Here is a 13,321-nt window from a genome sequence, read left to right on the forward strand (position 1 = left end):
AAATCCCTTAATATGGTAAAATTGATATAGATATAAATAGATATACATACAAGTAAGGGGGATTTGATAAAAAAATATTATATATTGCAATAATATTATGTTTCAAATCGGTACATATTAAAGAGATTAGGTGAAAATGAACTCTTTTATCTATAATATTTAAATACTATTATTATGATTTAATATTTTGAGTCTAATTCATAATATATTTATAGTAAGGGTGTGAGATTATGAGAATTGTTAATAAAATATATGAAATAAAAAATAATATTAAAAATTTTAATGCTATATCTGAATATAAAGTTCTAGATAAATCGAAAGATAGAGAATTTAAGTTAACTATACTTAGTGATAATGCTATAGATAAATCTAAAATAAGATATATAAGTAATAATTTTAAATCTATAAAAAATTTTAATTTTGAGGGAATATATGAAACTTATGAGTTGATAAGTATAAAGGAAATTGATGGTATAAGATTAGAAAAAATAAAACATGGGTTTATAAGTGAAATAAGTAAAAATGAAGTTGATATAAAAGAATATTTAAGAATCGTAGATGAAGAGAAAATTTTACTAGTAATTTTTGATATTTTATCTATTGTTAATACTTTAATGTTAAAAGGATTTATATATTCTAATTTAATGTTAGATGATATTAAAATAAATTGTGAAGATGGTGTTGGAACTGTTAAGTTACCTAATATAATTACTAGTGAATTTGGAAAATTAGATGGTATAATTTTAAGTTGCGATAACATTGAAAATTTAGGGAAAAAAGATATTGATAATGATAGAAGAAATTTAGATTATTTAATAAAAATAATTCAAGAAATAATTGAAGTATCTGTACAAGATAAGTTTTATAAGTTAAAAGAAATAGATATAATATTAAAAAATATAAATAAAAATAAAGTACAAGATATCAATACTTTAATAGAATATTTGAATAGAAAGATTTTTAGTAAAAATAAAAAATTTATAATGAAAAATATACAAAAGATAGAAGAGCATATTGATATTGTAGGAAGAGATATAGAATTAGACAATATTTTAAAAACTTATTGTGATATTGCAAAAGGAAAATCTTCTTCAAAAGCAATATTATTAGATGGCGGAATGGGAGTTGGGAAAACTAGATTATTAAAAGAGGTAAAAAGTAGACTGGAGTATACTTATATTACAAATATTTTTTCAATTTTCAAGATAAAAAATGAAGTTAAACTTAGATGGAACAATTGTGCTAAAGAATATAATTATAGCAATGGATTTAGGCTTGAGTTAAAAAAGTTTACTGATGACTTTTCTGAAAAGATTAAAAAAAGATATAATCTTTCTTTTACTGAAGATGTTAAGGAAATGTATAAAATTATAAATTCAGGATTAAAAATTATAGATGAACATTCTAGAATTGCTCCTATGGTTTTAATAATTGATGATTTAGATAAAAGAAATAAAATTTGTAGAATGTTTTTCAAGCATTTAATTGAAAACTTAAGTACTTTAGAAAATATTTTAATAATAGCATCTTTAGATAGAAGTTTAGAAGATGAGGAGTTTAAAGAGTACTATGAAGAAATTTTATATAATCAAAATGTAAAAGAGTATAAAATAGAGATGTTAAATAAGTACTATACATGTGAAATGACTAGAAAAGTGCTTAATACATCTAATGATATTACAGAAATAGTTGAGGTTATTCATAATGATACATTAGGAAATCCAAGTTTAATTATGAAAAAAATAAAAGATATGTATTTATATAAAAGCATTTATGTATCTAAAAATGGAATTTGGAAATATAGATATGTATACATGATTTTTAATTCAGTATCTTATTTAGAAGAAAAATATATAGATAAAATAGAAAAGTTATCATTTTTTGAGTATTCAGTCCTTAAAAAATTAGCTGTATACAATTTTACTATTAGAGAGGATATATTTTTAAAAAAATCTATAGTTACATTAAAAGAAAAGGAAGCATATGCAGAATTAAAGATTAAAAATGTACTTATAGAAAGTTATGACGATAATGGAATAAATGTAGATTTTAAAGATTGTTTTTATAAAAAAATAATATATAAAAAGATGAATAGAAGGGACAAGTTCTCAGAACATTTAAATTTTATAAAAATATTAAAGGAAATTTGTGATAAAGAAGATAGAGTATATAATGAATTAATCTATCATTTAGAAATGGGAAAAGAATATGACCAAATGATAATATATGCTAAAAAATATGCTAACAAAATGAATAAGATAGGTGAAAATGAAAAAACAATAAGCATATATAAAAGGATATTAAATTATTTAGGCGATGGAGAAATGCTTGAGATTTCTTATGAAATTGGTAATATATATGCAAGGACTGAAAGTGATTCTAAAGCTTTAGGTTATTACAAAAAAGCTAATGAAAAAGCAATAGCTCTTAGAAATTATTCATATATAATTGAAACATCTCTTAATATTGCTAGAATTCATATAGAAAATGAAAATTATACAGAAGCATTTGAAAATATTAATATAGCCAGAATAAACCTTTTAAAGACAGAATATAAGTTAGGATATGCAAAATATTTTTTAATAAAAGCCTTATATTTAAAATATGCTGAAAACAAAGAGGAAGCAATAGAATTTGCTAACAGAGCTTTAAATATAGCTAAAAAAGAAAATTATTTTGGATTAATCGGAGAAATATATCTTATATTATTTAGTTATTCCATACAAGAAGGAGATTTTATTTTAGCAGAAGAATATGTATCTTATTGTGAAAAAGTATTTAAAGAAGGAATTAGTGGAAAGAAGTATTATGAAAATCTATTAAATAGAGGAATAATATATATAGAGCGGGATAAAGATGTAGAAAAAGGAAAGCAGGTTTTAATTAAAGTTTTAAAAGCTAGTAGAAAATATAAAATTGCTAGTTTAGAATATAATGCATTAATTCAACTAGCCAATATATATGCTTATTTAGATAGATTTGAAGTAAGTAAAAAATATCTTTTAATTAGTTTAGAAGTTATAAAATCAGGAAAAAATTTAAAGAGATATTTAAATTCAACATATGAGTATCTTATTTATGTATCTGCAATTCAAAGAGATATAAGTGAATTAATAAAATATAAAAATATTTTATTAGAGATAGACAAAACAAGTGGAACTGAACTTTTATATGGATTATATTATTATGCTTTAGGTGATTATGAAAAATTAAAATATAAAATAAATAAATTAAGTGATGAGAATATAAAAAGTGTAATTGATAAAAAACCATATTTAAAGATAAAAACAAATTTCATAAATATAATGCTATTAAAGAATATAAATAATATTTATGAAGAAATAACATATATAGAGCAAATCTCAAGAAAAAGTCATAATACAAAAGCTTATGACAATAAAATGATAAGTTTAATTTTATTGTTAAATGATTTAGGCTATAGAGATTTAGCATGTAAAGTCTTTAATAAGATAAAATATAAAATTTCATTTACTAAATTAGATGAAGTAATAAATTTAAAGATAACCAATAAATTTAAAAGTTATTCTATTAATGCATTAATAAATCAAGGACTAAGATTAATTAATGATATGAAAAATGATATGAATAAAGTAGAGTTATATTATATAATTGGAGAAAATTACGAGAAAAACAATTGTTATTCATTAGCTTTTGAAAACTATTATGAAGGATTAAGTATACTTTCAAGTTATATAAGAAAAGAAAAATCAGAAGACAAAATAAAAATAGTTTCAAGTAAAATGTTTTGTAAAATTTTTGAAAAGATTATTGTTTGTGCAAATGAAAAGTTAAATTTAAATTTGGATATAACTACAATGATAAACGATAATGAAGACATTGATAAACTTTTAAATGAAATAAAAGTCAGTAATATGATGAAAAATAATAAATTTAAAAAAATAATGATAGAAAAATATGAAAAAAGTTATTTAAATAAAATTCAAGATGCAGAATCTGTCTTAGTAAATTTTAAAGAAAACATTATTTATAATATTGAAACTATAATGAAATTTATAATAAGAGAAACACTTTCAACCTCAGCAGTTTTAATTATGAAAAATGGTAGGAAAAATGAAGTTATTTATTCATATAGAACGACTTATGAAAATATAAAAGATAGATTATTAAGCAAAAAAATAAATGTTGATTTTTTTGTAGTTGATAATGAAGAAATGATTCAAAATGAAGTTTATAATGAAATTTTTCAAAATAAAACAAAAGCTTGTTTTTATAAAAAATTAAGTAGTAAATATACTGAAGAAAAAATAAATAATTCTGTAGATATAGAACTTATATTAATGTCAGATAAAATAATAAACGATATAAATTATGAGTCTTATGAAAAAATTAAAAGGTATGAGAATGTTATAATATTTCTTTTAGAGCAATATAAACTAAATATTAGTTCGACAAGAGACAAGCTTACAGGCGCATACAATAGAAGATATTTTGAAAAGACAATGAATAATATAATAATGAATTATAATTACACAGAAAATATATTTTCTTTAATTATAGTTGATATTGATAACTTTAAAGGAGTAAATGATAAATTTGGTCATCAAACAGGGGATATTGTATTAGAAAAAATATCTAGTATAGTGTTAGAAGAAATAGAAAATAAAGATATTTTTTCAAGATATGGAGGAGAAGAATTCGTTATAATATGTCCAGGAAAGAATTCAGAAGAAGCTTATGAAAAAGCAGATAATATAAGAAAAAAAATACAAGAGGCAGATATACTTAGAGGTAGAAGAGAAGTTACTGTAAGTATGGGAATATCTGAGTATCCGAAACATTCTAAAAAGAAGGAAGAGTTGATAAGTAAAGCAGATCAAGCTTTATATAAAGCTAAAAGAGGCACAAAAAATATAGTTAAGATATGGGATGAGACTTTTGATATAAAAATAGAAGGAAGTGATATATTAGCAGGTATAATGACTGGAAATACTTCAAAAGATTATGAAAGAATATCTTCTATAGTAAAAATAATTGAAATAATAAAGAAAGATATTAGAAACGAATTTAAATTATATGACATATTAACTAAAATACTTAAACTAACTGAAAGTAGAGAATGTATGTTATTTAAAACAAATAATAATAATGAAATAATCTGTGAAATGTCTATAAGAGAAAGAGAACGAGGATGGAAAAATATAAAATACTTCAATAGAAAGCTTATAGATAATGTATTCAAAGAGGGGAACGGCTTATATGATATTGATTGGGATGAAGTAGTTAATGAAAATAAAACTATGCCTAAATGGAATTCTATTTGTATAGTTCCAATAATAAATGAAGATGAAGTAAAAGGTGCTATATATATGTCAGTTCCTTTAAAAAGGAAAGAATTTGATTTTAAGGATTATAATTATGTGAATACAATAGGAAATATTTTATCTATTTTATTTTAAATAATCCCAAAAAACTTAGTTTAATCATATTTTAAAATTATAGGTTGACTAAGGAGGGGATTTTGTGAATAATGAAAAAAGAGATAATAGAAATAAAGCTGGAAAATTGGGGAAGATAATAGTTAATGTTTTTATGGAAAGTAAAAACGGAAACAAAATGGAAGGAATAAAAATAAATTTATATAGAATAAACGGAGTTTCACCTCAATTAGAAATTTCTAAATTAACAGATAAAAATGGGGTTGTTATATTTGATAATTTAAGCCCTGGAAATTATAGAGTTATAGAAATAATTGATAAAGAAATATATGAAAAACCAATATATAAATCATGGAATGAAGTAAACATTTCAAATTATCTAAAAGAAACCGTAATAGATATAATAAACAGGAAGAAAAGAAGTTAAAATTTGATTTTTACTAAACATAGATAGTAATAATTAAAAGTAAAGTAAATTAAAATTTATATATTTTATATTATAAATAATATATTTAGTATATAAAGATTATTATATGAGTTTTCTATAGTTATAATATTATAGAAAACTTATATTTTTATAAAAACAAATACAGAAGAAAGGAATAATTAATTATGAAAATGAGAATTAAATATTTTGAAGGTGCTACTAAATTAAAAAAGATAGCAAAAGGAAATTGGATAGATGTATATGCAAATAAAGATATATTTGTTAAAAAAGATGATAGAGGAATGGTGCCATTAGGATTTGCATTAGAATTACCAAGAGGATGGGAAGCGCATTTAGCACCTAGAAGCTCAACATTTAAAACATGGGGTATAATTCAAACTAACTCAGTAGGCGTAGTTGATGATACATATATAGGAGATAATGATCAATGGCATATGCCAGTATTTTGTCTACAAGGAAAAGATATTGAGGTTATAGAAGGAATAGAAACTAAAGGAACTTGGATAAGAAAAGGAGATAAAATAGGTCAATTTAGAATAATGGAAGTTATGCCTGAAATAGAATTCGAAGAAGTAGAAAGCTTTGGAAATGAAGATCGTGGTGGATTTGGAACTACCGGTATAAAATAATTTAAAAGCACTAGCTTTATTTAATTAATAAAGCTAGTGCTTTTGTATTATAAATCATTTAATAAGTCACTAAGTTCTTCCCATTCTTCATAAAGTTCTTCTATTTTTTTATTTGTATTTTTAATATTTTCATTAACTTCTAATGATTTTTCTGGATTTGAATAAACTTCTTCTAGACAAAGATCTGAATTAAGTTTTTCAAGTAATTCTTCAGTATCAGAAATTTCTTTTTCAATTTCTCTAAATCTTAATTTTTTAATTCTAAGTTCTTTTTGAGCTAATTTAACTTTTTTTACTTCAGATTTTATTTGAGTTTTTGTTTTACCAGAGTCGTTATTTTCTATAGCTTGGAATCTAGTTGGCTTTTCTTTCTTTTGAATATAATAGCTATAATCACCTAAATATTCTTTTATACCAGATTCCTCAAGTTCTATAATTTTATTTATGATTTTATTTAAGAAGTATCTATCGTGAGATATTATAAGCATACTTCCTTCATAGCTTAATATAGCGTTTTCTAAAGCTTCACGAGACATTATATCAAGATGGTTAGTAGGTTCATCTAGAAGAAGAAAATTTGACTTAGAAAGCATAAGCTTTAAAAGATTTATTCTACATTTTTCTCCTCCACTTAGAGTTTTTATTTCTTTAAATACATCATCTCCAGTGAATAAAAAAGATCCTAATACAGTTCTTATTCTAGTTGTAGTTAAATGAGGAAAAGAGTCCCATATCTCATCTAAAATAGTTTTATTTGGATCTAAATCAGATTGTTCTTGATCGTAGTATCCAATTTCTACGTTAGCTCCAAGTTTTATAAGCCCCTTATCTTGTTTAATTTTTCCCATTATCATTTTTAAAAGAGTAGTTTTACCACGGCCATTAGCACCAATTAAAGCTATTTTTTCACCTCTTTTTAAATCAAAAGAAACATTAGAGAATAATTTTAAATCGTCAAAAGATTTAGCTAAATTTTCTACATGTAAAACATCATATCCACTACTAGTTTCTGTTTCAAAAGAGATTTTAGATGCACCTTTTTCTTTATCAGGAGCTTCTAATCTTTCTAATTTATTTAAAGCTTTTTCACGACTTTCAGCTTTTCTTACACTTTTTTCACGATTAAAAGATCTAAATTTTTCAATTATAGCTTCTTGCCTTTTTATTTCAGCCTGTTGAATATTATAAGCCTTTAATTTTGCTTCATAATCTTTCTTTTGTAACTCAAGAGATTTTGTATATGGTGCATTATAACAATTAACATGCCCATTAATAACTTGGAAAGTTTTATTAGTTACTGTATCAAGGAAAAATCTATCGTGAGAAATAACTAATAAAGTACCTTTATATGCTTTTAAGAATTCTTCAAGCCACTCTATAGCTTCTAAATCTAAATGGTTAGTAGGTTCATCTAGAAGAATTATATCAGGAGATTGTAATAAAAGTTTACATAAAGCAATTCTAGTTTTTTGACCTCCACTTAAAGATGAAATCTTATTTTGAAAATCAGTTTCTAAAAAGCCAAGTCCTTTAAGAACTCTATTAATTTCACCTTTGTAAGTATATCCACCCCTATGAGAATATAGTTCTTGAAGAGTAGTATATTTTTTTATTAAATCTTCATGATAAGATTTTTGAGAATCATCATAAGGTTCATTCATTTTTATTTCTAAATCGCTAAGTCTTTTTTCTATTTCTAAAAGATCTTTAAATACAGATTCAGCTTCAGAATAAATAGTGCTATCAGAATTAGCTTCAAGATGTTGTGAAAGATAACCTAAAGTTCTTTTTTTATCTACAAAAATTTCACCTTCATCAAAAGATAATTCTTTTGCAAGAATTTTAAATAAAGTAGATTTACCTTCACCGTTTGGACCAATTATACCTACTTTATCTCCCTCATTTATACTTATATTAACGTCTTTTAAGACTTCTGTTATTCCATAACTTTTCTTTATATTTTTACAACTTAAAACTATCATTTTTTTATCCTCACCTTATTGCATTGTTCTTTATATTATACTATTTATAAAAAAGTATATCAATTTTTGAAAATAGTTAAATAGTTTAAATAAAATAATTAAAATGATAGAATAATAGTATAACAAGAAGAAAAAGAGGTAAATTTTTATGGGGACAATAGTTTTAAAAAATAAAAAAGAAAAAGAAAAAAAGCTTTATAACTCAGCTTATGGTTTATTTTTAGAAAAAGGAATAGAAAATACGACAGTTGATCAGATTGCTAAAAATGCTGGAGTTGCTAAAGGAACTTTTTATCTTTATTTTAAAGATAAATATGATCTTATAGAAAAGTTAGTTTGTAAAAAAAGCTATAAATTAGCTAAAGAAGCTCTAAAAAAGACAAGAGATAGTGGAATAACAGAATTTGATGAGTCAATACTTTATTTTACTGATTATATAATAAGTTATTTTAAAAAAAATACGCTAATGTTACGGATAATATCTAAGAATTTTTCTGCAGGATTATATAGAGATAATATAGGGATAGATTTAGAGGAGAAAGAAGAAGCAAATGAAATTTTAAATATTTTTATCGATAATCTAAAGAAAAAAGGATATAGTGAAAAAGAAGCAAAACATACTCTTTATATGATAATTGAATTAGTAGGTAGTGTTTGTTATAATTCAATAATATTAAATAAACCTTGCGAAATAGAAGAAATAAAGCCGATTTTATTTAAAAAAATAAAAAATATGATATCTTAAAAAAATAAACATTGCTTTAAAAGCAATGTTTATTTTTGTTTATCCATCTTTTAAAAGTATATAACCAACTTCTGGCTTTCCATTTAGTAGACCTATAATATACATAGTATATTTTTCTCCAGGTAATAGATTTATTCTAGGAAGTCTTTTTCTAGCTTTAGTAAAAGATGAAAAAGAAATATTAAAGTTGTATAAACCAGGAGATAAAGGATAATATCTAGTTTCTTCTAAAAATTCAACATTTGAAAATATAGGCCTATTATTAGATAAATTTAAACTTAATAAAGGTGCATTAGGTGATATATTTATAAATCTTATATAACTAAATTTAGGATCTTTCTCACTTGAATCATCTTTTAAATTTAAAACGAATAAAGTTCCATTATTACAAGTTAAACTAATAGTTGAAAATTCATTTGGAATTGCTTCAAACTTATAAGTAGCAATAGGTTTTGTATTATCAGAACTTCTAAAAATTTCAACCTCATATTCTTTAGATGGAAGAAGAATATACTCTGTGTTTCCTCCAAAATTTAAATTTCCAACAAGTAATTTTCCCTCTGAATATATATTAATTGGTCCTAAGTCTGGACATCCATGTATAAATCTTACATGAGAATTTAATCTAGGTAAATTATTTAGTCTTTCAAACATTATTCGATCACTCCTCTGTTACAACTAGGACAATAGCTAAGAGTAAGTGATATAATTTGCTTCGTAATCCTTTTAGCTACAGGATAAGGCATTCTAAATGATTGTAATGTACGAAGTACTCTAGGATTATTAGCTTCTATTCTTCTAAATATAATTTCAGGATTACACCTTTGTGGAACTTTTGGTGGAAGAACTGGTGGGAAAAATGGTGGAAATTTTTGAGGATTCCTTAATTCAAATTCATAAGAATTTTCAAGATCTCTCTCAAGCTCTAGAACTTCTTCGTCAATATCTAGGTCTAATTCTCTAAGAATACTAGAATCTGTAGGAATAGATAGATAAGAATTAAAAATAGTTCTATCCTCACTGTTATAGCATTTTAATTCATCTCTATAATTTTCAGAATCATTTTTATAATTTTCTAATAATTCTTTTAAATCCTCATCATCACTATTAATATCAGAATTTAATAAAACCTCTCTAAAATCAAATTCTAATGGATTTTCTGAAACTGATGAAGTCCTAAATTCCTCTATAAATTCTTCTGGAATAAAAAGTCCATTATTAATAGTATTATCAGTATTTAAAGGAGCAAATATTAAATCATCATCTTCATTTGAGTTCATAAATTTTAAATAAGGATACATTTTTTACCTCCAAATAATAATATAGTATAGATATATGAAATATGTACACTATTGTTACTTTTATAATATTCGGGGAAAGCTATTATTAGAACAAAAAATGAACAATAGTTATTTTAATGAATATTATATATTGGAGGAGATACAAATGGAGACAAATAGGAATACTTTAAGAGAAAACTTTTTGGGAGTAGAAGCTAAAATAAAATTATTAAATGGAAATTATTCAACTGCTATAAATTTTGATAATGCTGCAACAACACCTCCTTTAAAAGCAGTTTTTAATGTATTAACAGAATTAATAGATAGTTATGGTTCAATAGGTAGAGGAACTGGTCAAAAACAATCTATATCAACAGAGAATTATGAAAATGCTAGAAAATATATTTTAGATTTTTTCAATGTTCCTAATAAAGAAAATTATACTGTTATTTACGTTAATAATACAACTGATGGAATAAATAAAATTGCAAATACTCTCCTTTGTGATAATGATGTTGTATTAAGCACAAGAATGGAGCATCACTCTAATGATTTGCCTTGGAGAAAAAAGGCACATTTAGATTATGTGGAAGTAGATTCTTTGGGCAGAATAGATTATGATTCATTAAATTCTAAACTTGATGAATATAAGGGTAATTTAAGATTTTTAACCATTACAGGAGCATCTAATGTAACTGGATATGTAAATGATATTCATAAAATTGCAAAATTAGTTCATAAAGCTGGAGGAAAAATAATTGTAGATGGAGCCCAATTAGTTCCACATATAAAAATAAATATGGCTGGAAAAGAAAAAAATGATTATATAGATTTTTTAGTATTTTCAGGTCATAAAATTTATGCACCTTTTGGTAGTGGAGTAATAATTGGTCCAAAATCAGAATTTAATAAGACTTGCCCAAATGAACAAGGTGGAGGAACAGTTGAATTAGTAAAAGATTCAGAGGTATTTTATTTAAATACTCCTGAAAGAAATGAGGCTGGAAGTCCTAACTATTTTGGGGTTATGACATTAATAAGTGCTTTAAAGGAAATTGATAAAATAGGATATGATAAATTATTAATTCATGAAAAAGAGCTTTTAAAATATTTGATAGATGGTTTGAAAAAAATAGATAATATAATTATTTATGGCGATACCATAAATATGGATGATAGGCTTGGAGTAGTAGTTTTTAATTTAAAGGGAATATATCATCATGAAGTTGCAAAAATTTTAGCTGATAGAAGAGGTATAGCAGTTAGGCATGGATGGTTTTGTGCACATCCTTATTGTAGAAGGCTTATGAATCTTACTGAAGAGGAAGCTAGTAAATTTATTTATGATAAAAAAGAAAAGATGAAAGGGATGGTTAGAGTTAGCTTAGGCCCATATAATACTATTGAAGAAATAGATATATTATTAGACGAATTAAAAAATATATCTAATGAAATATTATAAAAAAAGGGATTTACAATATGTAAATCCCTTCTTTTAGGTTCATATTTATATTGTGAAAGCTTTAAACTTTGGTAAATTATTTTCAAAGTTTAAAGTTGGAGTGTCTCCTATAAGAGGTGAAAAATAATTAAATGCTTCATCATTTAAATTATTTCCGTCTTTGTTTATCCACGAAGTTGGAAGATATTTAACGTTATTGGCTATTTTTGAAGCTTCTATTGGAGAAAATTTAGTTTTATAAGGAGCATCAGAAATTCTTTCAATAGAAACCATAACCCCATTTAAATTGTCCATAGCATATTTTAAGGCTTCATAACCAGATAAATAAGCTTCTTCTATATCTATATTAGCAGCAGAGTGCATTGAGCATCTTTGAAGTATTCCAAGTTCAAGAGCTTTAACTCTTTTAGTTATTCCTGAATCAAGAATTAAATTTCTTAAATATTCAGAAACTCCTCCTAATTGTGTATGTCCAAAAGAATCATTTGAAGTACAAATAAATTCTGAAATAAATTTACCATTTTCATCTTTTATTCCTTCTGAAACTACTATAAATACTTTATTATTTTCTTCAAATTTACTACGAACATCTTCTAAAAATTTAAGTCTATCAAAAGAAACTTCAGGAACATAAATAAAATCAGCAACTGGTTGTCCATTTATTCTAGCTAATGTTGCAGAAGCAGCAAGCCAACCAGTATCTCTTCCCATAGTTTCTAAAATGAATATTCCGTTATTAGTATATACAGAAGAATCTAGATAACATTCAAGAGCTGTTGTACATATAAATTTAGCTGCACTTCCAAAACCAGGAGTATGGTCTGTAAATTTTAAATCATTATCTATAGTCTTAGGTATACCTATAAATTTTATATTTAAATTATTTTCTTTGCTGTATTTAGATAATTTAGCCACTGTATCCATAGAATCATTTCCTCCTACATAGAAGAATGTATCTATATCTAGCTCACGTAAAATAGATACTAATGTGCTATATTCATCTATACATTCAGATGAATCTTTTAATTTGTATCTACATGATCCAAGTCCTGATGAAGGTGTATATTGAAATAATCTTAAATCTTCTTCACTAAGGTCAGATAAATTAATTATATTTTTATTTAGTATACCTTCTATTCCATTTAAACCCCCATATACATTTTCGTATAGTTTTAATTCTTGATTTGCTTTAACTAAACCAACAACACTAGAATTTATAACGGAAGTAGGACCTCCAGATTGAGCAATAATACAATTTGACATAATAAAAAAACTCCTTTGATTATCATAATAACTTTAATGTGATATGCTATTGATATTAATAACATACTCTATTTAATAATATACAACATTATTAT

General features: G+C 24.0%; 9 protein-coding genes. 5 read left to right on the top strand and 4 right to left on the bottom strand.

Annotated features, from left to right (window positions below):
* The first annotated feature begins 230 nt into the window (after window positions 1-230).
* From CLTHE_RS03695 to CLTHE_RS03705, 3 genes are all read left to right on the top strand, one after another.
* Entirely contained in the window at window positions 231-5,438 is a 5,208-nt protein-coding gene (locus CLTHE_RS03695) for a diguanylate cyclase (protein ID WP_080022048.1), read from the top strand.
* Between the two features lie 64 nt (window positions 5,439-5,502).
* Window positions 5,503-5,844, top strand: coding sequence for a prealbumin-like fold domain-containing protein (locus CLTHE_RS03700; RefSeq protein WP_242945613.1), 342 nt, complete (start codon window positions 5,503-5,505; stop codon window positions 5,842-5,844).
* A 185-nt stretch (window positions 5,845-6,029) separates the two neighbouring features.
* The gene (locus CLTHE_RS03705; protein WP_080022049.1) at window positions 6,030-6,494 is read left to right on the top strand and encodes a dUTP diphosphatase; all 465 of its coding nucleotides are present in this window, start codon (window positions 6,030-6,032) and stop codon (window positions 6,492-6,494) included.
* Between the two features lie 47 nt (window positions 6,495-6,541).
* Here CLTHE_RS03705 and CLTHE_RS03710 read toward each other — a convergent pair whose 3' ends face one another.
* On the bottom strand, window positions 6,542-8,476 hold the full coding sequence (locus CLTHE_RS03710; RefSeq protein ID WP_080022050.1) for an ABC-F family ATP-binding cassette domain-containing protein: 1,935 nt from the start codon (window positions 8,474-8,476) through the stop codon (window positions 6,542-6,544).
* 148 nt (window positions 8,477-8,624) lie between these two features.
* On the opposite strand from CLTHE_RS03710, the gene CLTHE_RS03715 reads away from it, so the two are divergent.
* A complete protein-coding gene (locus tag CLTHE_RS03715; RefSeq protein ID WP_080022051.1) occupies window positions 8,625-9,221 on the top strand; it encodes a TetR/AcrR family transcriptional regulator in 597 nt (198 codons plus the stop codon).
* A gap of 39 nt (window positions 9,222-9,260) precedes the next feature.
* On the opposite strand, the gene CLTHE_RS03720 is transcribed toward CLTHE_RS03715, so the two are convergent.
* Both CLTHE_RS03720 and CLTHE_RS03725 read right to left on the bottom strand, forming a co-directional pair.
* Window positions 9,261-9,875 (bottom strand): DUF4397 domain-containing protein, encoded by a 615-nt coding sequence (locus CLTHE_RS03720; RefSeq protein ID WP_080022052.1) that lies wholly within the window; start codon window positions 9,873-9,875, stop codon window positions 9,261-9,263.
* The gene (locus tag CLTHE_RS03725; RefSeq protein WP_080022053.1) at window positions 9,875-10,522 is read right to left on the bottom strand and encodes a hypothetical protein; all 648 of its coding nucleotides are present in this window, start codon (window positions 10,520-10,522) and stop codon (window positions 9,875-9,877) included. Before CLTHE_RS03725 ends, CLTHE_RS03720 begins: the two co-directional genes overlap by 1 nt.
* A 145-nt stretch (window positions 10,523-10,667) precedes the next feature.
* Here CLTHE_RS03725 and CLTHE_RS03730 point away from each other — a divergent pair, with 145 nt between their 5' ends.
* Complete coding sequence (locus tag CLTHE_RS03730) at window positions 10,668-11,963, top strand: aminotransferase class V-fold PLP-dependent enzyme (protein WP_080022054.1); 1,296 nt, start codon at window positions 10,668-10,670, stop codon at window positions 11,961-11,963.
* 45 nt (window positions 11,964-12,008) lie between these two features.
* On the opposite strand, the gene CLTHE_RS03735 is transcribed toward CLTHE_RS03730, so the two are convergent.
* The gene (locus tag CLTHE_RS03735) at window positions 12,009-13,226 is read right to left on the bottom strand and encodes a 6-phosphofructokinase (protein WP_080022055.1); all 1,218 of its coding nucleotides are present in this window, start codon (window positions 13,224-13,226) and stop codon (window positions 12,009-12,011) included.
* Window positions 13,227-13,321 lie beyond the last annotated feature (95 nt).

Source organism: Clostridium thermobutyricum DSM 4928 (assembly GCF_002050515.1).
Lineage (GTDB): Bacteria > Bacillota > Clostridia > Clostridiales > Clostridiaceae > Clostridium > Clostridium thermobutyricum.

What these genes read in the sequence shown, in the direction of transcription:
- CLTHE_RS03705 (WP_080022049.1), top strand. Translation starts at nt 6,030, where the DNA reads ATGAAAATGAGAATTAAATATTTTGAAGGTGCTACTAAATTAAAAAAG.
- CLTHE_RS03725 (WP_080022053.1), bottom strand. Translation starts at nt 10,522, where the DNA reads ATGTATCCTTATTTAAAATTTATGAACTCAAATGAAGATGATGATTTA.
- CLTHE_RS03735 (WP_080022055.1), bottom strand. Translation starts at nt 13,226, where the DNA reads ATGTCAAATTGTATTATTGCTCAATCTGGAGGTCCTACTTCCGTTATA.
- CLTHE_RS03695 (WP_080022048.1), top strand. Translation starts at nt 231, where the DNA reads ATGAGAATTGTTAATAAAATATATGAAATAAAAAATAATATTAAAAAT.
- CLTHE_RS03710 (WP_080022050.1), bottom strand. Translation starts at nt 8,476, where the DNA reads ATGATAGTTTTAAGTTGTAAAAATATAAAGAAAAGTTATGGAATAACA.
- CLTHE_RS03730 (WP_080022054.1), top strand. Translation starts at nt 10,668, where the DNA reads ATGGAGACAAATAGGAATACTTTAAGAGAAAACTTTTTGGGAGTAGAA.
- CLTHE_RS03720 (WP_080022052.1), bottom strand. Translation starts at nt 9,875, where the DNA reads ATGTTTGAAAGACTAAATAATTTACCTAGATTAAATTCTCATGTAAGA.
- CLTHE_RS03715 (WP_080022051.1), top strand. Translation starts at nt 8,625, where the DNA reads ATGGGGACAATAGTTTTAAAAAATAAAAAAGAAAAAGAAAAAAAGCTT.